We start from the raw sequence: 23,826 nt of genomic DNA on the forward strand, positions 1-23,826 counted from the left end.
TCCTTTCCCCAATTTCAAAATTTCCAGCCCCCATTGATCGCTGTTCACCTTGACCCGAATGGCCACCATCTCATTTGCTTGCCCACTCCGCCATGAACCGTTCCAGCTCGGTCTCTGAAAAAGAGGGGCGGTCGAACATGCCGGCGGCCTCGCGCTGCCGCCATGCCTCGTACAGGATGATGGCCGCGGCCACGGAAACATTCAGGCTCTGGACCATGCCGACCATGGGGATGTAGATTTCATCGGGCACGTGCATCTTGATATCCTGGTCCATGCCACGGTGCTCGTTGCCGAGGACGATGGCCGTGGGTTTGGTGAAGTCCCACGCATGCACGGGCTTGGCACTGGGGCCAAAACCCGTTCCCAGGCATTGGTACCCCTTGTCGCGGAAGGCACCGATCATCTCTTTGGCGTCACTATGTCTGGTCCGGGCGATCCATTTGCGGGCCGATGCCGAGGACCGTTTGCCCACGGCAGGAAACCGTTCCTTGGTATAGTAGAGATGGATGCCGTAGACACCGAAGGCGTCGCAGCTACGGAGGATGGCGGCCACGTTGTGCGGGTCGTGGACGTTGTTGATGACCATGGTGAGGTCCTTTTGCCGTTTGGCCAGGACCGATCCGATACGTTGTTTCCGCTTGTCGGTGAGAATGGGGGTGTTGTCCATTGGCGGCTAGAAACAGGAATGTTTGAGGTGGACCAGATATTCTTGGTTGCCCTTGGGCCCCTTGATCATTGCAGGGGTGTAATCGAGGGGGGCCAAACCGAGTCGCTCTTGAGCATAGTCCATGATCTTGGCGACCGTTTGCTCTTGGAGTTTGCGCGAGGTGACCACGCCATGGTCGGTTTGGCCGGCTTTGACCTCGAACTGGGGTTTGACCAGGGCGATAACCTCTCCGCCGGGGCGTATGTATTGCAGGCAGGGAGGAAGGAGCAGCTCCAGGGAGATAAAGGAGCAGTCTATGACCACGATGTCAACGGGCTCTGGCAAGAGAGAGGGGGGGGCGGTACGGAGATTGATCCGCTCCATGACGACAACCCGGGGGTCCTGACGGAGTTTCCAATGCAGCAAGCCGTACCCGACGTCAACGGCGTATACCTTGGCGGTCCCGTGCTGCAGGAGACAGTCGGTGAATCCCCCGGTCGATGCCCCCGCATCCATTGCCGTCGTGTTCTCGAGATGGAGGGAAAAATGTTCGATCGCGGTGAGCAGTTTGTAGCCGCCCCGACTGACGAACCTGGACATCCCTTTTTTCTCGAGGAGTGTGTCGGCAGGGAGCTGTTGTCCGGGTTTTGCAACAGGAACCTTTTCGCCGTTGGGGAGTACCCGGAGTACTTGTCCGGCCATGACAAGACGCATGGCCGCGTTCTGGTCCGGCGCGATCCCGAGATCGACAAGGATGCGGTCGGCACGTAATTTTTTCAATGCCATGGAATAAAAGGTGTTATGCCCAATGGATAAGTCCCAAGGAATGCGGGTCCAGCAGCAGTGGGTGCGAGGGTAGAATCCTTACCGTGTATCCGAATTTTCCGGAATGCAGCGGGGCCACACTGCCCCGGTAAAGGTGCCAGCCATGGCCCAGGTCTTCGACGGAACGCATCGGAGAGGTCTTCCGGGCGGTGAACCTGCCTTCGTGGTCCAGGGGACCGGCATATATCTCCACCTGGATGTCTTCGGTACGCAGTCCGTTGATCTGGACCTCGGCCGTGACCTCGATCTGTTCGTCCACATAGAGTTCGAGGTCCGTTGCCGACTGGACATTTTGTATCCTCAGGTCCGACCACTTGGTCATCAGGTCCATCCGCCAGGCGGAGAGGTCCTTGGCCGCACCGAAGTTGGCCTCGGTCAGGCGGGTATAGTTGGTGTATGCGGGCAGATAGGTCATCCGGGCATACTCCTCGACCATGCGGTGGCCGTTGTATCTGGGACCCAAGGATGCGAACTGGTCCTTCATCTTTTTGATCCACGTCCTGGGCAGGTTGCCCTTGTCTCTGGTATAAAAAAGCGGAACGATGTCCTTTTCCAATAGGTTGAAAAGGATCTGGGATTCCACAAAGTCCTGGTACTCGTTGTCCGTATATTCCTCACCCTGGCCGATGGACCAGCCAAGGCTGTTGTCCGGTCGGTAGGCCTCGTACCACCATCCGTCCAGGGTACTCACGTTCAGGGCCCCGTTGATCATCGCTTTCATTCCGCTCGTTCCGCAGGCCTCCAAAGGGCGGCGCGGGGTATTGAGCCAAATGTCACATCCCTGGACCAGGTGGGCGGCGATTTCCATGTCATAGTTTTCAATGAACACGATGCGGCCCCGGCATTCGGTTTCCTTGCACAATTCGACCAGTTGCTGGATGATTTTTTTTCCCTCGTTGTCCCTGGGGTGGGCCTTGCCAGCGATGACGAACTGGATGGGCATCTTGGAGTTGTCAAGCAGGGAGATGAGCCGTTCTTTGTCCCGCAGGAGCAGGTAGGCCCTCTTGTAGGAGGCAAAGCGCCTTGCAAATCCGATGGTCAAGGCCTGGGGATCGAGGACCTCCTCGGCGATCTGCAATTCCATCCGCCGCCCTCCCCGGGCCATGACCTGTTGTTTGAGTCTTTTTCGGGAAAAATCGACGAGGCGTTCCCGGAGCCGTTCGTGGGTCCGCCAGAGTTCGGCGTCCGGAATGGACAGCGCCTTGGTCCATATCCTCTCGGTGTGCGGATTCTCCTGCCAGGCACTGCCCATGTACCTGCGCATGAGATAGGCAATGTCCGGCGCGATCCATGTCTGGATATGCACACCGTTGGTGATGGATTTGATGGGTACGTCCTCCACCGGGTATTGCGGCCAGACCTTTTGCCACATCTTTCTCGAGACCTGACCGTGCAGTTTGCTCACGCCGTTGTTGAATCTTGAGAGCTTGAGGGCCAGAACGGTCATGCAGAAGGTTTCTGCGTCGTCCCTGGGATTTTCCCGTCCAAGGGCTAAAAAAACCTTGAAGGCCAGGCCGAGATCCCGGGCGTATCCCTCGAAATATTGTTCCATCAGTTGGGGCGGAAAACGGTCGTTTCCGGCCGGGACGGGAGTATGCGTCGTAAATACGCTGCTCGAGGCCACGAGCTCCAGGGCGGCCTCGAAAGAGAGTTGGTGCTCATGCATGAAAATCCTGATCCTCTCCAGTCCGGCAAATGCCGAGTGCCCCTCGTTCATGTGGATGACCTTGGGGTGCAGACCCATGGAATGCAGCGCCTTGATCCCCCCGATACCCAGCAATATTTCCTGCCGGATGCGCATCTGCAGGTCGCCGCCATAGAGCTGGGCGGTTATATTCTTGAATTCAGGGGGGTTTGGCGGAATATTGGTATCAAGGAGATAGAGGACGATCCGTCCGATGCGGGCCCGCCAGATCTGGAAATTGAGATCCATCCCCTGCATGTTCAGACCGATATAGAGGGGGGCGTCGTTCTTGTCCCGGACCAGGGAGAGGGGCATCTGGTCGAAATCGTTATACGGATAGCGTTCCTGTTGCCAGCCGTCCTGGGTGAGGTACTGGTTGAAATATCCTTGCTGGTAGCACAGACCCACGGCGACCAGGGGGATGTTCAGGTCGCTTGCCGATTTGAGGTGGTCACCGGCGAGGATGCCCAATCCTCCGGAATAGATGGGCAGGGAGAGCGAGACCCCGTATTCCGCGCTGAAATAGGCGACGACGGGCCCCTCGTCCGGTGGATCAAAGGAAATGTTCGAGGTGGGGTCGCTGTTGTACTGTTCTTGTATCCTGGTCAGTTCATTGAGCCGTTCGAGGAAGAACGTGTCCTTTGCCAGTTCCTCCAGGGTGGTCTGGGGAAGATGGTTCAGGAACCGGACGGGGTTGTGCTGCCCCTGGATCCATAGTTCCGGATCGATCTGGGCAAAGAATTCCTGGAGTTCGTTCTTCCAGCTGAACAGGAAATTGTAGGCCAGATCCCACATGGGGGCGAGGACTTCCGGCAGACGCGGGATAACGCTGTATTTTTGCAGGGGATGCATTCTCGGTTCCTTCCGGCGACGCGGCTTTGCGGTTGGTTGGTCAGGGGGCCGGGTGGCCCAGTTATATGTCGGGACAAAAAGTTGTTCCCACGGGGGGCGGGAAGTGTCCGGACAGGTTCCGGGTACGGTCTGGTCGGGCCGGTGCCGGCCCGGATTTTTGGATTGACGTGTTTTTGATTTGCACGGATAATATAATATTTATGTCAGTTGCAGCAGGTAACCATGTGCAAACGGATGGTAAGGACCCGGTGGGTTTTGATGGTTACCGAACATCCTTCATACATGGAAGAACCTTTTTTGCCAAGACAAGGAGAGCGTGTGAGCACAGAAACACCAAACGGCTTGGACGTACGGGTGAAATTTTTGTCGTCCGGATGTACTCCGGAAAATTTCGGGTACGCCACGGACGTATCCGCAGGCCTTGATCTTCGGGCATGCATGGATGAGGACAAGATCGTTCTCGGGCCGGGCGAGAGATACCTCTTTCCGGCGGGAATCGCCATTGAGATCACCCGCCCGTCCATCGCGGGGTTTGTCTTTTCCCGCAGTGGGCTCGGGACCAAACACGGGTTGACCGTGAGCCAGGGGGTCGGGGTGATCGATCCCGACTACCGTGGCGAAATCAGGGTCTCCTTGCTGAACACGTCCGTACAAACGCAACGCGTAGTCAAGGGACAGCGGATCGCGCAGCTGGTCTTTCTGCCTTTTTTTCACGCCCATATCCTTCCCGTCAAGACGCTGGGGGATACCCGTCGGGGGGAAGGTGGCTTTGGTCATACGGGCACCCTGTGAAGAACGGTTTTGGAGAACCGATGAAAAATAACCATGTTGGGAGAATAGTATGGATGTAGAGGAACTCAAGCAACGTGAAGCGCGGGTCATGTGCCAAACCTACGGGAGATACCCCCTGGCCGTGGCATCGGCCCGAGGGACCACCCTGACGGATGTTGCGGGCAAGAAATATCTCGATCTTCTTTCCGGCATTTCCGTATGCAACCTCGGACACAGCCACCCGGACATCGTCGATGTCATGCGGACCCAGGCAGAGAAATTGGTCCACGTGAGCAACCTGTTTTTCCAGGAGGAACAGGTTATTTTGGCGGAAAAGCTTCTGCCCCTGACGGGCATGGACAAGGTCTTTTTTTGCAACTCGGGTGCCGAGGCCAATGAAGGGGCCATCAAAATGGCCCGCCGGTATATGCAGGAAGTGCGTGGACGCGATGCCTACGAGATCATTTCCCTTGACCGTTCCTTCCATGGACGGACCCTGGCCACATTGACGGCAACGGGACAGGACAAGATCAAACAGGGCTTCGGTCCCTTCCCCCCGGGGTTCAGGACGGTTCCCTTCGATGACCTCCATGCGTTGCAGGGGGCTATCGGACCCAGGACCGCAGCTGTGATTGTCGAGGTCATCCAGGGAGAGGGCGGCATACGTCCGTTGTCGGATGACTATCTGCGCGGCGTCCGGAGTGTGTGCGATGCAAACGACATCCTACTCATTGTCGATGAGATCCAGTCCGGCATGGGGCGCACCGGGTGTTTTTGGGCCCATGAACGCTCGGGCATACGGCCGGATATCTTCACCGCGGCCAAAGCCCTGGCCAACGGTCTCCCCATGGGAGCGGTCTTCTGCACAGATGGGGTTGCCGAGGCCTTTGGCCCCGGAAGCCACGGGACCACATTCGGGGGGGGCGCTTTTGTTTCGGCCGTTGCCGCCCGGGTCCTTGACGTCATGGCCCGGGACGGCCTGGTGGAACGGGCCGATCGACTGGGCGCGTGGCTGTGTGACGAATGCAAAAACCTCAGGGCCGTCACCGGGGAAAAAATCACCGAGGTACGTGGACGGGGGTTGATGGTCGGCATTGAACTTGCCTTTCCCGGACAGTCGGTGTGGAAAGAACTTCTCGAAAGAGGGCTGGTGCTCAATCTGACCCAGGAGCGGGTACTGCGTCTTTTGCCCCCACTTGTCGTCACCCATGATGAATTGCGCCGTTTTGTCGAACAATTGCATGCCGTTCTCAAAAATCGATGAAACCGGATTTGACCGATTGTTTTGGCAGGGCTTATGACAAATTTGTTCTTTCTTGTCTCTCTTGCGGCCAAAAGTGGTTCTGGCCACCCCTGTGGCGGGGTCAGGATGGGAGTGGGCAGGGACAAATGCTTGTTTGTTTGACAAAACCGTCAATACGGCCTACGTTCAGCGCTTGTAGCTGGAAGAGTTCGTGGTGGTGTAAGCCCCTTTTTTTCTTTTTCGAACGACCAAGTAGGTACTTTACATGGCAATGATAGAATTCCGTAATGTTCACAAATGGTATGGGGACTTCCATGTCCTCAAGAATATCAACGAGGAAGTCGAAAAAGGGGACGTACTCGTCATCTGCGGTCCCAGTGGTTCGGGCAAGAGCACTATGGTCCGGTGCGTGAATAGGCTCGAGGAAATCGATAAGGGATCGATTTTCATGGAAGGCAAGGATATCACCCAGAAGACGGTCAACCTGAACCATCTGCGTTCGGAGATCGGGATCGTTTTCCAGCAGTTCAACCTCTACCCGCATATCTCGGTGCTTAAAAACGTCATCCTGGCTCCCATGAAGGTCAAGAAGGCGTCCAAGGCCGAGGCCGAGGCAACGGGCATGGAGCTCTTGGACCGGGTGGGCATCAGCGACCAGGCCCACAAATATCCCGTGGAATTGTCCGGTGGACAGCAGCAGCGTGTGGCCATCGCCCGCGCCCTGGCCATGAAGCCCAAGGTCATGCTCTTTGATGAGCCGACTTCGGCCCTGGATCCGGAGATGATCAATGAGGTCCTCAATGTCATGAAGGATCTGGCCCGCGAGGGGATGACCATGCTTTGCGTGACCCATGAGATGAGTTTCGCCCGCGAAGTCGCCGACAGGGTCATTTTTATGGACGGGGGGGAAATACTGGAACAGGGAAGCCCGGAGCATTTTTTCAGCAACCCGCAGCATGAACGCACCAAGCTGTTCTTAAAGGAGATTTTGTAGCGAGAAAACCATTTCTATATTTTACCAACCAGCAACTGAATACGGAGGAATGTATGGGCAACAACTGGAAAAAAACGTGTGTCTTGGCCCTCGTGCTTGTTCTCGGCGTCTTTATGGCCAGCGCCAACGCCGGAAACATCGACAAGATCAAGGAGCGCGGAACACTCATTGCCGGAGTCAAGGACGCGGTCGTTCCTTTTGGGTTCGTGGACGGGGACACCAACCAGCTGGTCGGCTTTGATGTCGATATCTGTCGGGCCATTGCCAAGAAACTCGGCGTTGATCTCAAGCTCAAACCCGTAACTTCTGCAACCCGTATTCCCATGCTGACCCAGGGCTCCGTCGATGTCGCTGCCGCGACCATGACCCACAAGTTCGCCCGTGATGACAGCATCGACTTTTCCATCACCTATTTCATGGATGGTCAGAAGATCCTCGTCAAGAAAGACAGCGGTATCAAGAGTGTTGCCGATCTGGCGGGCAAGAAGGTCGGCACGGCCAAGGGGTCGACCTCTGAAAAGAACATCAAGGAAGCCCAGCCCGACTGCAGGGTTCTCTCCTTTGAAGGGTACCCCCAGGCCTTCCTGGCCCTGCGTCAGGGCAAGGTCGCAGCCGTGACCACCGACTCCACCATTCTCCTCGGCCTCAAGAACAGCGCTCCCAATCCTGATGACTATGTCATCGCCGGTGATTTCATATCTGCCGAGCCCTATGGCCTGGGACTTCCCGAGAACGATTCCGATTTCCGCGACCTGGTCAACAGAACCCTGGTCGATCTGTGGAACTCCGGGGAATACCTGAACATCTACAAAAAGTGGTTCGGCCCCGATTCCAAGTACTACCTCCCGTTGAATTGGAAGATGGAAATCTGGCCGTATTAGTCTGACCGGTACATGGTCGTGATTCTGACCATTTTTTTCACGGCCCCGGGTACTGTTTTGATCGTTGATCAGACGGGTGCCCGGGGCCGTGGTCTCCACCTCCACCACTACGAAGCTAAACGAGCGAAACGTTGAACTACCAATTCGACTGGCATCTTGTCATGAGCGGGGAGTACGCCCAGTGGCTCAAGGAAGGTTTCATCATGACCCTTGAGATCTCTGTCGTCTCCATTATTCTGGCCATCCTTTTGGGTACGATCATCGCAGTGTTCCGTCTTTCCAGGATCAAGCTCCTGGAATGGATCAGCCTGGCCTATACGGAATTTTTCAGGAACACTCCGCTTCTGGTCCAGATTTTTTTCTGGTATTTCGGGTCGGAAGCCGTGCTGCCCACATCGGTCAATCAGTGGCTCTATGCCCAGGATTTCGAATTCATGGCCGGGGTCGTCTCCCTTACCGTGTACTCCTCGGCCTTCGTGGCCGAAGAGATCCGTTCCGGCATCTTTTCCATCCCCAAGACCCAGCTGGAGGCCTCGAGGGCCGCAGGTCTCAGTTTCCTGCAGGCCATGGGCTACGTCGTATTGCCCCAGGCTTTCAGGATCATCGTTCCTCCGCTCATTTCCCAGTGTCTGAACATCATCAAGAACTCGTCCCTGGTCATGACCATCGGGGTGGCCGAGCTGACCTATATGGCCCGGCAGATCGAATCCTATACCTTCCATGGGTTCGAGGCCTTCACCATTTCGACCTGTCTGTATATCATGATCTCATTGGTGGTTTCCCTGAGTATGAACGTGTACGAAAAACACTTTTTGCGGACCATCGAGTATTAATGTCGGATGGTAGAAAATTTAGGAGTTTAAGAGATTTTAGAGCGTTAGGGATTTTTAGTGCCCTACGTGTGGAAGTCTGCCCAAAAAACAAGAAAATTCTACAACCGATTGAAGGTAAAACTGCCGCTTGGCCGCATGAGAGCGTTGCGTGATTCCAGGGTGTGGATCGGGCAAGTGTATCCGGGGCTTGGCGTTCAGACGTTGCTTGCATTCCCCATTTTGGGCATTGGCCCCAAGTGCAAGTACCCATAAATTTTAAAATCTTTTACTTATCGTAGCGTTAGACAATTTCTACGGTTCCAACATTTCAAAATTAAAAAGGAAACAGCCTTGCACTGGGACATTGTCTGGAAGAATTTCGATTATTTTCTTATTGGAGCCTATCCCGATGGCCCCCTGGGCGGCTTGGCCATGTCCATCCTCTTGGCTCTTGGTGGTATTTTCGGGGCCTTCTGGCTGGGGCTTTTGTTCGGTCTCATGCGTCTTTCCAAGAAAAAATGGATCAAGTGGCCGGCCGTTGTCTATATCGAGATCGTCCGCGGGACGCCGCTGCTTATGGTCATCTTTTGGTTCTATTTTCTGGCCCCCATCGTTCTCGGGCACACCCTTCCCGAGGCCACCAGCGCTCTGATCGCGTTCATCGTATTTACCGGCGCCTATATCGCCGAGATCGTTCGGGCCGGGGTGCTCGCGCTGCCCAAGGGCCAGACGGAAGCCGCCCGCGGGACCGGTCTTTCCCATTTCCAGACCATGGTCCACATCATTTTGCCCCAGGCGCTGCGGAACATGATCCCTTCATTCGTCAACCAGTTCGTCAGCCTGACCAAGGACACCTCGCTGGCCTATATCATCGGGGTCAACGAACTGACCCGAACGGCAACCCAGGTGAACAATCGTACGCTCATAGCGCCCACGGAAATTTTTATCACCATCGCGATCCTGTATTTCATTATCTGTTACGTGCTCACGGCAACGAGCAGGCGTCTTGAACGTCAACTAGCCAAGTATCAGGCCCGTGGAAACTGATAGTCGACTGCATATCGTGGCCTTCACCCTGGGCGTGGACCTCGCCCCCGAGGTCGAACCCTTCCTGGCGACCTGCTGCCCCCATGGCTGGCAGGAGGCCGGGGCGGATTCCCCGGAGCGCAAGACGGTCGTTGTCTATCTTGAAAGCCCCGTGGCTGCGGACCATATGCTTTCCTCCCTCCTGGCCCGGTGGCCTTCGATCCAGCCGGTGACCGGGGCCATGCAGAACCAGGAATGGGCGAGCGCGTGGAAGCGGTTCTTTACCCCCATCCATATCGCCGACCGGTTTGTCATCCATCCTCCCTGGGCCGGAGAGGATGCAGGCGGGGCGGAATCGATAGTCATCAATCCGCAGATGGCCTTTGGAACCGGTCATCATGCCACGACCAGCCTCTGCCTGGAAGCGGTTGTCGGCCTGGTCAAGAAGAACACGGTCCGTCCTGGTCAACGTTTTCTGGATGTCGGGACCGGTTCGGGCATATTGGGGCTTGTGTGCGCCAAGCTGGGACTGTCGGGGGTCGGATTTGATCTCGATCCCCTTACCCTGGAAAATATTCGGGAAAACAAGGAACTAAATGCCGTGGACCACGGATTCGACGCGTTTGTCGGGCCCATCGATGTTCTGCGGCCCGGGGTTTGTTTCGATCTGGTTGTAGCCAACATCCTGGCACGTCCGCTCATATTTCTCGCGCCCGAGATTGCGCGGCGTATCAACCCCGGCGGGGTTCTCATCCTTTCCGGTCTGCTCGACTCACAGGTCGACAGGGTGGCCAGGGCGTATGTCGACCAGGGATTGCCCACGCCGCAGGCCATGCTCGCAGGTGAGTGGGGCTGTCTGGTCTTTTCCTGATTTTTTCCGTATCCTTCCTGCCAACTATTGCCCAAACCCGCACCCTCCATCCCGAGCACATGCGACGCAAAATCCTCTTGTTGAAAATGTATGCGGCCATGCTGGACGAACTTGGCCCCAGCCATTGGTGGCCCGGTGAGACCTCTTTCGAGGTCTGCGTCGGGGCTATCCTGACCCAGAATACGAACTGGGGCAACGTGGCCAAGGCGATACGGAATATTAAAAACGCCGGGTGCATGAGCGCCAAGGATCTTTATGCCCTTTCCGAGGAGGAATTGGCGGAATTGATCCGACCGGCAGGGTATTTCCGTCTCAAGGCCAAGCGGCTGCGCCATTTTCTCTGCTTTCTGCGCTCCTCATGCCGGTTCAACATGGACAAACTCCGGTCCCGGGAGCTGGACCGGCTCCGTCCCGCTCTGCTCGGAGTCAACGGGATAGGTCCTGAAACGGCCGATTCCATCCTTCTCTATGGTCTGGAAAAGCCGAGTTTTGTAGTAGATGCCTACACGGCCAGAATTTGCAGCCGCCACGGCCTGATACCCGAAGAGATCAGCTATGACGAGCTGAGGGATTTCTTTATGGACGTACTCGAGCCCGACCTTGCGTTGTACAACGAGTTCCATGCACTGCTCGTCAGGGTGGGGGGGACGTGGTGCAAGAAAAAGAAGGGGCTGTGCGGTACCTGTCCCCTGCACGGTGTTATTTAACGGATGAGTGATAGAGGACCGGAAATGGCAGGCTCAAAAAAGGGGGGGAACCCGTGGTTGTGCCTTTTTTTGATGGCCATGGTTGCAATGGCGGTGGTCCCCCCGGGGGGGGGGCCCGGAATGTGTGCCTCGGTCTCATCCATCCAGAAAAATATCGCCCAAGAGAGGGATAGGTCCAGGGCCAAACGCGAGGCGCTGACCGTCCTGTCCACCAAGGAACGTAAACTGTTCAAGGATCTGGCCGGTATCGAGGACCGGGTCAGAAAAATGGAAACACGGCTGAGGGCGAACGAACAGGATCTTGCAGACCTGGGCAAACGCCAGAAAACCGTCAAGGGCGAGTACCTGCGGTCCCTCGCCAAGAAAAAAACGATACACCGGGAGGCAGCGTCCCTTTTACGTACATTGTGGCCGGCGTTTATCACCAAACAGACCTCCAAACATTTTGCCCTGGATGGCTCATGGGCCCGTGCTGAACGCGAATCGACCTGGCTTTCTTATCTTTATGCCCAGACCGGGGAAAAGCTCCTGGAGCTCCAGGAGGCCGAAGAGGCAACCCTCAAGACCCTTGGTACCCTCGAGACCGCCAAGAAAGCCCGCAGGGACAAGCTCCAAGAGCTCAAAACGGACCGGGAAGAGCTCCTTGAGCAGAGACTGATCTTTCTTGGTGATGTCCAGAAAATCCGTTCCCAGGAACTCGATATCAAGGAGCAACTTGCCCGGATCGCAGGAACGATCAAGGAACTGAAGTACCGTTTGGAGGTTATGGACACCCGGTCCTTTTCTCGGCTCAAGGGGTACATTCCCTGGCCGGCTCATGGACGGGTGGTCAAGGGATTCCGGCCCCGGGCGAAGCCTCCCCATCGGGGGATAAGCATGGTCCTGCCGGCGGGCCATCCCGTGCGTGCGGTATCCTGGGGCAAGGTGGTCTACGACGACCAACTCCGCGGATTTGGCCGGGTGGTGATCATTTTTCACGGCAAGGATTACTATTCGTTGTACGCCTTTCTTGCCCAGTCCGGAGTCCATGTCGGTCAAAAGGTCGAAAAGGGAGAGGCCATCGGCGAGTGCGGATTTTATCCCTTTGTCAAGGGAACCGGTCTCTATTTTGAATTGCGTTTTCGCCAAAAAGCAATTAACCCTTTACAATGGTTAGAGCCTGCATGAGGGTACACTGGCGGATGCAAGGGGAGTGGGCACAATGTTCGTGTCGGCGACCCCGCTTTTCAGATATGAATACCCCCACGTCGGGTCGTGCATGGAAATAAAAATTTCGGAGGAACTCATGCGGTTGAGTCATATGGTGGGCACGGCCCTCCTGTTGGGAACGTTGCTTGTGACCTCGGGGTCCGGCCTGGCCAAGGGCGACCCCTATTCATCGCTGAAACGTTTCAGCCAGGTTCTGGACATGGTCGAAGAGAACTATGTCCAAAAGATCGATAGAGACGAGCTCATAAGCGGGGCCATCGAGGGGATGCTCCAGGAACTCGATCCCCATTCCACCTTTATGAGCAAAGAGGATTTCGAGGTCACCCAGGAGGATCTTTCCGGCAAATTTGGTGGGATCGGCATCCAGATCGGGATCAAGGAAAAAAGGCTCACCGTGATCGCTCCCATCGAGGATACCCCGGCCTTCAAGGCGGGACTCAAGGCGGGCGACATCATTTTTGAAATCGACGGGGAATCCGCTCTGGACATCACCCTGATGGAGGCGGTCAACCGGATCCGCGGACCCAAGGGGACTCCGGTCACCCTGACCATTCTGCACAAGGACAGCTCAAAACCGGAAAAGGTGGAGATTATACGGGGGATCATTCCGGCCAAAAGTGTCAAGAGCCAGGAACTCGATCCGGGGTACCTCTATCTCCGTCTTACCGATTTCAAGGCCAACACCGTATTTGATATGCGCAAGGCCATCAATGGGTACTCCAAGGATCATGATCTCAAGGGGATCGTCCTTGATCTACGGTCCAATCCCGGTGGTATTTTGAGCCAGGCCGTGGACGTGGCCGATACCTTCTTGTCCCGGGGACTCATCGTATACACCCAGGGAAGAGACGAGAGCTCCCGCCGCGACTTCAACGCCCACAGCCAGGCCTCGGACGTCAACTGTCCCATGGTCGTGCTCATCAATTCGGGGTCGGCATCCGCCTCTGAGATTGTCGCCGGTGCCCTCCAGGACCAGAAAAGGGCCCTCCTTTTGGGCGAAAAATCTTTTGGAAAGGGGTCGGTACAGACGATCATCCCCCTTGCCGACGGGTCGGGGATCAAATTGACCATCGCCCTGTACTATACACCGAACGGGCGTTCGATCCAGGCGGAGGGCATCGCTCCGGACATCACGTATCCCTTTGTCCCCCCTACGGCTGAAGAAGAGGAACAGACCTTTCTCGAGTTCAGGGAAAAGGACTTTTCCAGACACCTTGAAAATCCCAACGGCGAGACCGGACCGGGTAAGGGCGAGGTGACGGTTCAGGAGAAGGAAGACAAACGCAAGGCCGAGGAGATGCTTTCGCGGGACAACCAGCTGCGCATGGCCCTGGAATTCGTCAAAAAGCTTCCCCGCATCAGTCAAATCCACTGATCCGCTGTCCACAATAGAAAAATGAGCGATCCTTGCCGGAGACCGTGTTCCTGACGGTCTCCGGTTTTTTTAAGAACATCCCGTTTTGTTACGCTTTTTTGGATCACCTCTCGGCCAAGGTAACTATTCGGGTCACATTGTACTATTACACGATGGTACAATCTGCCGTCAGATTTCCGTGCCGATAACGTTGGGAAATTGGAGGATTACAGAACATTAAGAAATGGGAGACGTATATGGTAGCCGCGTACAATCTCCTACCCCCCTTACCTTTCTACAATCTCTACAATTTCTTAGATTTCTGTAACTATTCAGGACGATAACTCGCCATGGGGTCGTGTCTTTTTCTGGGAAGGCCGAGCGTCTGCTCCGCCTTTCGGACAATGCCTCGGGGGATATCGTCATCGTTGGGTCCGATGCTACCATTCTCCCTGTTTCCTGCCGGTTCGTGCACGCATTGCCGGGCGGTCGCCCGGCGTTCACGGAAGGGACAAAACAGGACCGTGCCATTGGTGGCTGAACAGTAAAACCCAAACCATTTTGGAATGTTGGGTTGGTATCGAACCCCTGATCCAAGCGACGATCCGCAGGGAATGCCCCTGCGGTTTGGTTGCCTTGAAAGTACGTCCAGAATCCATTTTGAAAACTTCGTGTCCCAACGTGGTTCTGGTGTCCCAATTTTCTACAATTTCTAATAGTTACAAATCTGATTCTTGGAAAATGTACCTGAATGGTTATTGACCAATGGGAATATTTCCTCGTTTTTGTCCAACCGCAAACCTGTTCGCTCGTTATTTTGCCATGGGTACCAAGAAAACTTCACGCAAGAAAACTTCCCGAAAAAAGAACACCGGATCCCTGCGCCACTGGTTTTTGCGCTACCACGTTACCTTGTGGGTCATCGTGGGGGCATTGACCGTGCTTGCCGCTTTTGTGGCCGTCCACCTGCCGGACACCGGTACCGACGCACCCTCCATTTCTCCCGGGAAAAGAGTCCGCCATACCGTCCATAAAACCGTGCCGGAAAAGCAGATCCCTGCCGGGCGTCAGTACGAGGAAGCGGATGTATCCCTGGAGACGCGGATCAAGGAAGTCGATCTGGCGATTATCCAAACCCTGGTTCTCATGGGGTATGACCCCTCGGGGATCGAGCACGGCAGAGTCGAGATCCGGGCCCACAACGGTCATGAATACCATTTCCAGCGCCTGGAACTCGCTTCCCCCAAGGATACGGATGCATTTGTCCTGGATCTCAAACAGAATATCGACACCCTGGTCGGGGGGGGACGGTTGCGCTACGACCAGATCGACCATGTCGTTTCCGTAACCATTGCAGGGACGAAGACCCACGACATCGTGTTTGCCGGGCGGGATGATCGACCGGTCCCCGTAGAGAATGTTCCGGACAAAGGGGGATCACGGATGGTTATCGTGGTCGATGATCTTGGACGGTCTGAAACGGCCGGCAAGAGACTGGCCGGTTTGACCTTTCCGGTCACTTTTTCCGTCATGCCCCACGAACCCCACTCCAGACGACTGGCCGATATCGCCCGCAGGGCCGGCCGGGAAGTCATACTCCATCTGCCCATGCAACCCGAAAGCTATCCCGAAACCGATCCGGGCCCGGGAGCATTGTTCGTGAACATGGGCCGTGAAGAAATAACACGGACCGTCACGGGGGACCTGGCCCAGGTTCCCGGGGTCACGGGGGCGAACAACCACATGGGCTCCCGGTTCACACAGGATCCCGATGGGATGGATGCGGTCCTGTCGGTATTCCATGACCGCAACCTCTTTTTTCTCGATAGCTTGACCACCCCCAAGAGCTGTGCGGCCGAGCTGAGTTCAAAGTGCCGGGTTCCGTATCTACGCCGGAATGTCTTCCTGGACAATGTCCGGGACGAAAAGGCCATTTTGTTCCAGCTCCGCAAGGCCCAGTCCCTGGCCGGGAGAACAGGGACCTGCGTGGCCATCGGACATCCCTACCCCGAGACCCTCGAGGCATTGTCGGCATGGCAACGCATGCGCGATCCGGCAGTACGCATGGTACGCCTCAAGGACCTGCTCTAGGATTGCGGGCCATGGGTGCAGCCAGGACTTGCACTTTTACAGAGCCAAAGGTACCCTTTTCTTTTTATTCCACCATCAAAATTGTCTTTCAGGAGGACCGTGATGATAGAACGCACTTTTTCCATCGTAAAACCCGATGCGGTTGAACGTGGCCTGCAGGGGGCTATCCTACAAATGATCCAGGAGGCCGGACTCAAGATCGTGGCCATGAAGATGATCCACATGACCAAGGAACAGGCCGAAGGGTTCTATGCCGTGCACAAGGAACGCCCCTTTTTCGATAGCCTGGTATCCTATATGTGTTCCGGTCCCTGCGTGGTCTCCGTGCTCGAAGGGGAAGACGCCATCGCCACGTACCGCGGTGTCATGGGTGCGACCAACCCGGCTGAGGCCGCCGAAGGAACCATCCGCAAGACCTTTGCCCTGGATATCGAAAAGAATTCCTGCCATGGTTCTGATGCCCCAGAGACCGCCGCCCAGGAAATCCCCTACTTTTTCAGCCAGCTCGAGATCGTGGGATAATATATGGAACATCTCGGGATCATAGGAACCGGCAATATGGGTGGGGCCATGGCCCTGGGGGCCAAGGATCTTCCGGATGTGTCCCTGTACGGCTTTGATCCCTCCAGGGAACGCCTTGAATCATTTGAAAAGTCCTGCGGACTCTGCCCCTGCGAGGACTTGCGGGATCTGTGTGAGCGGTCGACGTATATCCTGCTCGCCGTCAAACCCCACCTCGTCCCCGTTGTCCTGGCCGATATCCAGGAGTATCTCGAGCCGGATACCTGCCTCGTGTCCATCGCGGCCGGAGTGACCGTGGACAGGCTCAAGGAATTGAGCAAAGCTGTCTGCCCTGTGGTCAGGGTTATGCCGAATACCCCTGCCCTCGTGGGCAAGGGGGTCTTTGCCCTGTGCCTTGATGACGATCGTCTGACAGATGCGAACAAGGAGTTCGTGACCAGATTCCTCGGACACATGGGCTCTACCCATGTGCTTGAGGAACGCCTTTTCGACGCGTTCACCGGGTTGATCGGCTCGGGCCCCGCATACCTCTTTTACGCCATGGAGGGACTGGTCGATGCCGGCGTGACCCTTGGCCTTGGACGGTATGAGGCCACGGAAATGGTCAAGGGATTGTTCAGCGGATCGTCAAAGATGGCCGAAACGGCTGGAATGCATATTACCCAGCTCAAGGAGATGGTCACCTCCCCCGGAGGAACGACCATTGCCGGACTGAACCAGCTTGAAAAGCGTGCGGTCAAACATGCCCTGTACAAAGGGGTCAAGGCGTCCCATGACAAGAGCAGAAAACTCGGATGACCGTTGATGACCTTCCGCGCACATTGGGGTGCACAAAAAAAAGCGGCCCGCGGGCCGTTTTTTTTTGTGCAGTCAAGAGGATGCGCAGGGGGCGGGGCCCGGCTGGATGGTCGAGATGGTCGCCATCTCCTCGCGCAGGAAATCGGCAAGGACCTGGACATGGTCTTTTGTGTCGCTCGGCGCGAGATGGAGGGCGATCTGGGCCTGGCCGATACGCGGAAGGCCCAGATCAGGAGAAACGGCGACCAATCCATTCCCAAGGGCGTGGGTGGCCGCTACGGTCATGGCCAGTCCGGCGGACACCGCTGCCCGTATCCCGGCCATGCTCCGGCTGGTGCACACGATTTCCCAAGGGATCTCTGCCCCGTGCAATGCCTTGAGGGCCTGGTCCCTGAACGTGCAGAATCCCGGTGGGTACAGGGCAAGAGGGAGAGGACGGCATCCGTGCATGTTGGACTGGGCACCCTGGGCCCACACCAGTGGTTCCGTGCATACGACCTCCCCGCCCGGAGAGCAGGGCTGGTGGGTGACAAGGGCTATATCGATGCGGCGTTTTCCCAAATCGGCGATGAGGTCCATGCTGAGTTGGCAGCAGATCTCCAGCTGGATGTTGGGAAAACGGTTGCGGAATTTTTGCAGGGCCCTTGGAAGAAAGAACGAGGCATAGTCGTCCGGTATCCCCAGCCTGATCGTTCCAGCGACGCTGCTCCGGCCCATTTCGGCAAGGGCCTCGTCATGGAGTTGGAGGATGCGGACCGCGAAATCCATCAGGGTTTCAGCGGATTCGGTCAGTCCTATCCGTCGCTTGGCCCGGTCGAAAAGCTCGTGACCCAGATGGTTTTCCAGGCGGCGTATCTGTGCACTGACCGCTGATTGCGTCAGGTCGAGCCGTTTGGCCGCATGGGTGAAACTGCGGCATTCGGCGACAGCGGTGAAGGTTCGTAGCAGGTCAATGTCAAGGTCACCCATATGCATGACAGATGGTCATCCTTTGCATGATGAAATGTTGTTTGTTTTTAGCCCCGGAATCGGAGTATATTTTCCCTTTGGTGGTGTGCTGGACCGGATATAACCATGCGCGCCTTCTGTCTACCCTGGTATATTCCGGTTGCTGGCCGGGCTGGGTACCATAAGCAATGACATTCCAAGGAGAAAAGATGATCAAGAAGATGAGTATGATTCTAATGGCAGTGGTCTTTCTGGCCACAGGACTGCCCGTCCAGGCAAAGGAAAAGGTCGAACTGGCCTATGTGGAATGGGCGGAGACCGTGGCCAGTACGAATGTGGTCAAGACGGTGCTCGAGGACATGGGATACGATGTGGATATCATACCAGTGAGTGCTGCGGCCATGTGGATGGGCACGGCTGCAGGCGATGTCGACGGGTTCACGGGGGCCTGGCTGCCCGTTACCCAAGGAGAATACTGGAAACGACTCAAGGACAAGGTTGACTATCTGGGTAAGAATCTTGTCGGTGCCAAGATAGGGCTGGCTGTTCCGGACTATGTGGATATCGAATCCATGGAGCAGCTCCCGGCCAGGGCAAAGGAATTTGGTATGGAAATCGTTGGTATCGATCCTGGAGCGGGAATCATGTACAAGACGGAAAAGGCGGTCGAGGCCTATGGGCTGGACATGTTCGATACTATTGGGAGCAGTGGGGCCATGATGACCGCGACGCTCAAGGACAGGATCCGGAAACACAAGCCCGTGGTCGTCACGGCGTGGAGTCCGCACTGGATGTTCAGCCGTTGGGATTTGAAGTATCTTGAGGATCCTAAAAATATCTACGGGGATGCCGAGTATATTGGAACCGTCGTACGCAAGGGGCTTAAAGAGGATATGCCCCGGGTGTATCGTGTATTGGAACATTTTTCTTGGACCCTGGATGATTGCCAGCAGGTCATGCTCTGGTCACAGGACAGCGCTCCGGCTGAAGCGGCCAGGAAATGGGTGGACGCCAACAGCGCGCAAGTGGATGCGTGGACGAACGAAAAATAAGAATGGGTAAGGGGTTTCCCCCCCCCGTTCTTGGGTAAAAAACGATGGATTCTTAAAAAAAGCGGCCGGATCGGCCGCTTTTTTTATGCCAACGGACCTGTGACTATTCAGGGCAAAATTTTTGAACTCTCATACCCCTCTTACGTCTCTTACACTTCTTCCATGTGCAATTCTGATTCTTGGAACCGTACCCGAATAGTTACACGGGCCTGACCGTGCGTCGCAAGAGACCCCTTGCCCAATGGGTCGGTACCTATTAGCATGGACATATGTTCGACCAAGACAAAAAAACTCTATCCAGCGGTATGGAAGAGGGGGCAAAAAGCGAGGCGGCCTCTTCGGGCGGGAAACTATCCCGCCGTCAGGATAACAACCTTTCAAGGATCTGCGATTTTCTTTTTGAGACCGGAATGCTCAGGAAAACACCCCGGACGGGCTACCAATTTTTGGGGACCGGTCAGGAGAACGTAGCCGAGCACTCCTTCCGGACCTCGGTGATCGGGTACGTGCTGGCCAAACGCATGGGGGCCGATATCGGGCACACTGTCTGCCTGTGTCTGTTCCACGATATCCATGAGGCCAGGATCGGTGATTTCAACTATGTCAACCGGATCTACAACACCTGCGATGTGGAAAAGGCGCTCCGGCATGCCACCGAAGGGACCGGGCTGGAGGAGGAGATGGTCGAGCAATGGCGGGAACTCGAGGGGGCAGAAACCCTGGAGTCCCTCATTGCCCAGGATGCGGATCAGCTGGATTTCATTCTCAATCTGAAGGAAGAAGCGGAGTTGGGCAACCGGTTCGCGCCCAAATGGCTGGAGAGTGCTCTGCTCAGACTGCGGACCGGTGAAGCCAGGGAATTGGCCGATGAAATCATGCGCACCGGAATTGACCGCTGGTGGTTCGACCGACCGGACAAGACATGGTGGTCCAGGGGCAACGGTCATCAGGAGTCCTGAACGGACCGGATGGTTCTTGCGCGGTGCAGGGGCCCTCTGCCTAGCTCTGGGGCTGCATCTACTTCTTGTGGGGATCATCCTTTCCGGTCTCATCCAGCTGCGTCCCAAGACAGCCAGGGCGCCCGTCCTGGACCTTGCCCCCCTGGAAACGGAGGCGACCACCCGGCCCTTGCGCGGGCGTGCCGTTTCCAGGGGGGAAGAAGATGTCCGCAAAGATATGCCCGTGCGTACCGGTTGTGGCATGAACAGGGTTGCAGGGGGGCACGGGGCATCGGAGGACTTTCTGCGGTCTGTGCGGGGAAAAATCGCTGCCATCTGGGGGGAGGCGGTCTCTCAAGGGGCAGGCAGGGCCGTGGTTTCCCTTGATTTTGACGTCACCGGCAGGGTGACGGGATCCAGGGTGGAGACGATTGAGGGAACCGGTGGGTTCAAACGGTTCATGGATGGGTTCATTCGGGGGCTGCAGGGGCTCAAGGTGCCAATGGCGGGACGGGCGGGACCTGTCCGTGTCGAATGCGAATTCCTGGTGGGAGGATCATGGATACGAAATGGATGAAGGATGTCATCTGGCCGCTGGCCATCACCCTGTTTGTGGTCACTGTCGGTTCCTGGGGTTACCTGGCCCAAATTCCTTTTTTGGAGGAGCTTGAGCTCAAGGCCTTTGACCTGCGTATGCGGACCAGGGGAGCGATAGCCACCAGCGAGCGGGTGGCTATCGTGGCCGTTGACGAGGAGAGCCTGGAAAAGATCGGACGGTGGCCCTGGTCCAGGGAGGTCATGGCCCGGTTGGTCCGTGCGATCGATTCGCACGCCCCCAGCGCTGTGGGCTATGATATCAGTTTCTTTGATCCGGAAAAGAACCCGGCCCAGAAGGAGATTGTCCTTCTGGCCCAGAATGCGGCCAGGCTGGGGCTGACGGCCACTCCTGACTTGATGGACTATCTCAAGAAACGGCTTGAATCCACCAATCCGGATCTGCAGCTTGCCCTTGCCCTGCAGAATGCGACGTCCCCACAGATTCTGGGCTATTATTTCAACCTGGCCAAGGATGCCGCCGGTATCGCGCATACCCTGGATACCGCGGCGAGCTATCCGGTCCAAAAGGTACTCACCGAGGTGGAGGATAAGCCCCTCCCCGTGCCGATGGCACGCAAGGCGAGGACGAATATCGGTCTCTTATCCAGGGCCGCCGATTCCCAGGCCTATTTCAATATTCTGCCCGATCCCGACGGGACCATCCGCAGATACAATCTGGCCATTGGGTATGGGGACCAATTGTACCAGCCCCTGGCGGCGGCTCTGGCCTGCCTCACGGATGTGTCCAAACCGCCGGCCGTTTTGATAGGTCCTCTGGGGCTCATTGGGGCTGAGCTTGGAGACTTTGTTGTTTTATGCAATGATTCCGGACAGGTGACACTGAATTACCGGGGCCCGGAAAAGACCATCCCCCATGTCCCGGCCTGGAAGCTGCTGCAGGGAGAGGAAGAAGAGGTCCTTGAAAACAGGTTCCTGCTTGTCGGGGTGACGGCCCCGGCGGTGTTCGATCTCAGGGTCACCCCTTTCGGGGTGGCCTACCCGGGACTTGAGATCCAGGCCACTGCCCTGGATAACATTATCAAGGATGATTTCATCCAGAAACCCGGTTGGGCCCCTCTTTTCGACCTGGGGGCCATACTCGGCCTCGGCCTTCTTTGCCTTGCTTTTCTGTGGCGGTTGGCCCCTGTGGTTTCGTTGTTCGGGTTCGCTATTTTTTTTGGCGGTTACCTGGTCCTCAACCAGTATTTTTTGGTCAGCCGGCTGTACTGGCTCAATCTTGTCTATCCCCTGGCCACGTTCATCCTCGCTTACCTCGGTCTCAACGTGTACCGATTCATTTTTGCCGATAGGCAAAAACGACAGATCCGGCAGGCTTTTAGCAAATATCTTGACCCCAACGTGGTCAGTGATGTGGTCGATGACCCCGACAAACTCCGCCTGGGCGGGGCGAAGCAGGAACTGACCGTGCTTTTTTCGGATATCAGGGGATTTACCTCCATTTCCGAAAAACTTTCGCCCGAGGCCCTTGTCTATCTCCTCAACGAATATCTTTCCGAGATGACTGCCATTGTCATGGACAGGCAGGGATTGTTGGACAAATACATCGGTGATGCGGTCATGGCCGTTTTTGGAGCGCCCCGTCACTATCCGGAACACGCCCTCATGGCCTGTCAGGTGGCACTCGAGATGATCCTGCGTCTCGAAGAACTCAATCAGGAGTGGAAGAACAAGGATTGGGGCGAGGCCGGTCCCCCGCCCCCGCTCGAGATCGGTGTGGGTATAAATACCGGTTTCATGGTCGCTGGAAATATGGGGTCGCGTGAGCGGTTCGACTATACGGTCATGGGGGATAACGTGAATCTTGGGTCGCGGTTGGAAGGATTGAACAAGGTGTACGGGACGCATATCATCATCAGCCAATCCACGCTTGATCAGGTGGAGGGAACGTTCTGGGTCCGCTCCCTGGACAGGGTTCGGGTCAAGGGAAAGGGGGACTCCGTGGCCATTTATGAACTCATGGGACAGAGAACGGATGGTGAGCCATGTCCCATCGCGTACTTGCAGGATTACGAACGGGCGAGAATGCTCTATGACCAGGGAAAATTCCCGGAGTCGGAGAGGGCGTTCGCCCTACTCCAGCAGAAATACCCGGCAGATCCCGTCCTCGCGCTCTACCGTGAACGGCTTGGCACACTTCTAAAAGATCCGCCCGTGGACTGGAGCGGTGTGTATACCTTCACCACCAAATAGCAGGCTCGAACCGGGTAACCATCCTGCCCGGACCAGTTTTTTCGGCACCGGGTAGGGCTGGATACGTGCGGAATATATATCTTGATTGTGTGGGGGGATTACATGCATATCGTTGTCGTCTCGGATACCCATCTACATGCTCCCGATCGGAACCTCATGGACCTGTATGCCCGTTCCATGGCCAGGGCGGATGTGCTCATCCATTTGGGGGACATGGTCGGAGAAGAGGTGGACGGGTTTTTTCATCAGCATCCCCGTTTTTTTAGTGTGCGTGGCAATTGTGATTACGGGAGATGGGCGGAGGACATACCGGTGACCCGAACGCTGTCCCTGGAGGGGTTCACCATCGGTGCGGCCCATGGATGGGGGCCGAGGAGTGCGGTTTGGAAGGCCGTTGCCGATTCCTTTGGGCCTGGATACGATCTCGTTCTTTACGGACACACCCATAAGCGGGATCTGCGGTCTGTTCCCGGAGGACCACGGGTTCTCAACCCCGGTTCCTTGCTGGCCCCCCGGGACGGTCAGGCCGGGTTTGCGGTGGTCCGCATCGAGCCGATGCAACCGATGGATATCTCCTGGGTGGATATTTCCTGAATGGATATCTCCTGGGTCCTGCCGTAATTGTTGTCAGAATTTGGAGCGGGGGCCGGCCGGAGCCCCTTCCGTGACGATTCCGGTGGCGGGTTGGGTACACATTCCTCCGGGGGCGCCCCCTTCCGGGGCACATGATCCGGACATGTTTTTTTGCCGGAATAGTTGCAGAGAGTACTTTTTTTGCCGGTGGACCATAAAAA

23 protein-coding genes are annotated in these 23,826 nt (G+C 56.3%); 19 read left to right on the plus strand and 4 right to left on the minus strand.

Translation table 11 applies throughout. The features are described from left to right. Positions 1-70: 70 nt before the first annotated feature. From ACY692_RS00150 to glgP, 3 genes are read right to left on the minus strand one after another with little or no spacing between them, the layout of a single operon-like run. Positions 71-667: a TrmH family RNA methyltransferase gene (locus ACY692_RS00150; RefSeq protein ID WP_462323304.1), complete on the minus strand. Its 597-nt coding sequence runs from the start codon at positions 665-667 to the stop codon at positions 71-73. Between the two features lie 6 nt (positions 668-673). Beyond that, entirely contained in the window at positions 674-1,432 is a 759-nt protein-coding gene (locus tag ACY692_RS00155) for a TlyA family RNA methyltransferase (RefSeq protein ID WP_462323305.1), read from the minus strand. Between the two features lie 13 nt (positions 1,433-1,445). Continuing rightward, positions 1,446-4,007, minus strand: coding sequence for an alpha-glucan family phosphorylase (glgP, locus tag ACY692_RS00160; protein ID WP_462323306.1), 2,562 nt, complete (start codon positions 4,005-4,007; stop codon positions 1,446-1,448). A gap of 282 nt (positions 4,008-4,289) precedes the next feature. On the opposite strand from glgP, the gene dut reads away from it, so the two are divergent. The 14 genes from dut (at position 4,290) to proC (ending at position 17,286) form a co-directional block, all read left to right on the plus strand. Next, positions 4,290-4,799 (plus strand): dUTP diphosphatase, encoded by a 510-nt coding sequence (dut, locus tag ACY692_RS00165; RefSeq protein ID WP_462323405.1) that lies wholly within the window; start codon positions 4,290-4,292, stop codon positions 4,797-4,799. Positions 4,800-4,848: 49 nt separating this feature from the next. Next, positions 4,849-6,042 carry an acetylornithine/succinylornithine family transaminase gene (locus ACY692_RS00170; protein ID WP_462323307.1) on the plus strand — a complete coding sequence of 398 codons (1,194 nt, stop codon included), beginning with the start codon at positions 4,849-4,851 and terminating at the stop codon, positions 6,040-6,042. A gap of 244 nt (positions 6,043-6,286) precedes the next feature. After that, entirely contained in the window at positions 6,287-7,015 is a 729-nt protein-coding gene (locus ACY692_RS00175; protein WP_462323308.1) for an amino acid ABC transporter ATP-binding protein, read from the plus strand. 113 nt (positions 7,016-7,128) lie between these two features. Further along, positions 7,129-7,896 carry an ABC transporter substrate-binding protein gene (locus ACY692_RS00180; protein WP_462323406.1) on the plus strand — a complete coding sequence of 256 codons (768 nt, stop codon included), beginning with the start codon at positions 7,129-7,131 and terminating at the stop codon, positions 7,894-7,896. Between the two features lie 131 nt (positions 7,897-8,027). After that, positions 8,028-8,729 carry an amino acid ABC transporter permease gene (locus ACY692_RS00185; protein ID WP_462323309.1) on the plus strand — a complete coding sequence of 234 codons (702 nt, stop codon included), beginning with the start codon at positions 8,028-8,030 and terminating at the stop codon, positions 8,727-8,729. A 330-nt stretch (positions 8,730-9,059) separates the two neighbouring features. Beyond that, entirely contained in the window at positions 9,060-9,755 is a 696-nt protein-coding gene (locus ACY692_RS00190) for an amino acid ABC transporter permease (protein WP_462323310.1), read from the plus strand. Beyond that, positions 9,745-10,605, plus strand: a complete 861-nt coding sequence (locus tag ACY692_RS00195; protein ID WP_462323311.1) for a 50S ribosomal protein L11 methyltransferase — start codon at positions 9,745-9,747, stop codon at positions 10,603-10,605. The genes ACY692_RS00190 and ACY692_RS00195 overlap by 11 nt, the downstream gene beginning before the upstream one ends. 59 nt (positions 10,606-10,664) lie before the next feature. Then, positions 10,665-11,312: an endonuclease III domain-containing protein gene (locus ACY692_RS00200; protein WP_462323312.1), complete on the plus strand. Its 648-nt coding sequence runs from the start codon at positions 10,665-10,667 to the stop codon at positions 11,310-11,312. Positions 11,313-11,432: 120 nt separating this feature from the next. Then, on the plus strand, positions 11,433-12,479 hold the full coding sequence (locus ACY692_RS00205) for a murein hydrolase activator EnvC family protein (protein WP_462323313.1): 1,047 nt from the start codon (positions 11,433-11,435) through the stop codon (positions 12,477-12,479). Positions 12,480-12,597: 118 nt separating this feature from the next. Continuing rightward, complete coding sequence (locus tag ACY692_RS00210) at positions 12,598-13,896, plus strand: S41 family peptidase (protein WP_462323314.1); 1,299 nt, start codon at positions 12,598-12,600, stop codon at positions 13,894-13,896. A gap of 337 nt (positions 13,897-14,233) precedes the next feature. Further along, positions 14,234-14,416 carry a hypothetical protein gene (locus ACY692_RS00215; protein WP_462323315.1) on the plus strand — a complete coding sequence of 61 codons (183 nt, stop codon included), beginning with the start codon at positions 14,234-14,236 and terminating at the stop codon, positions 14,414-14,416. A gap of 281 nt (positions 14,417-14,697) precedes the next feature. Further along, positions 14,698-15,966 carry a divergent polysaccharide deacetylase family protein gene (locus ACY692_RS00220; RefSeq protein WP_462323316.1) on the plus strand — a complete coding sequence of 423 codons (1,269 nt, stop codon included), beginning with the start codon at positions 14,698-14,700 and terminating at the stop codon, positions 15,964-15,966. A gap of 102 nt (positions 15,967-16,068) precedes the next feature. Next, a complete protein-coding gene (gene ndk, locus ACY692_RS00225; RefSeq protein WP_462323317.1) occupies positions 16,069-16,488 on the plus strand; it encodes a nucleoside-diphosphate kinase in 420 nt (139 codons plus the stop codon). Between the two features lie 3 nt (positions 16,489-16,491). Next, on the plus strand, positions 16,492-17,286 hold the full coding sequence (gene proC, locus ACY692_RS00230) for a pyrroline-5-carboxylate reductase (protein WP_462323318.1): 795 nt from the start codon (positions 16,492-16,494) through the stop codon (positions 17,284-17,286). A gap of 72 nt (positions 17,287-17,358) precedes the next feature. Here the strand turns inward: proC and ACY692_RS00235 are convergent, their stop codons facing one another. Beyond that, a complete protein-coding gene (locus ACY692_RS00235; RefSeq protein ID WP_462323319.1) occupies positions 17,359-18,261 on the minus strand; it encodes a LysR family transcriptional regulator in 903 nt (300 codons plus the stop codon). 182 nt (positions 18,262-18,443) lie between these two features. On the opposite strand from ACY692_RS00235, the gene ACY692_RS00240 reads away from it, so the two are divergent. The 5 genes from ACY692_RS00240 (at position 18,444) to ACY692_RS00260 (ending at position 23,626) form a co-directional block, all read left to right on the plus strand. After that, a complete protein-coding gene (locus tag ACY692_RS00240; protein ID WP_462323320.1) occupies positions 18,444-19,286 on the plus strand; it encodes a glycine betaine ABC transporter substrate-binding protein in 843 nt (280 codons plus the stop codon). A 410-nt stretch (positions 19,287-19,696) separates the two neighbouring features. After that, positions 19,697-20,245 (plus strand): HD domain-containing protein, encoded by a 549-nt coding sequence (locus ACY692_RS00245; RefSeq protein ID WP_462323407.1) that lies wholly within the window; start codon positions 19,697-19,699, stop codon positions 20,243-20,245. 16 nt (positions 20,246-20,261) lie between these two features. Continuing rightward, on the plus strand, positions 20,262-20,801 hold the full coding sequence (locus tag ACY692_RS00250) for a hypothetical protein (protein ID WP_462323321.1): 540 nt from the start codon (positions 20,262-20,264) through the stop codon (positions 20,799-20,801). After that, entirely contained in the window at positions 20,783-23,032 is a 2,250-nt protein-coding gene (locus tag ACY692_RS00255; protein WP_462323322.1) for a CHASE2 domain-containing protein, read from the plus strand. The genes ACY692_RS00250 and ACY692_RS00255 overlap by 19 nt, the downstream gene beginning before the upstream one ends. Before the next feature lie 102 nt (positions 23,033-23,134). Next, positions 23,135-23,626, plus strand: a complete 492-nt coding sequence (locus ACY692_RS00260; RefSeq protein WP_462323323.1) for a metallophosphoesterase family protein — start codon at positions 23,135-23,137, stop codon at positions 23,624-23,626. Positions 23,627-23,826: the final 200 nt, after the last annotated feature.

It is taken from the genome of Desulfoplanes sp. (assembly GCF_054921335.1).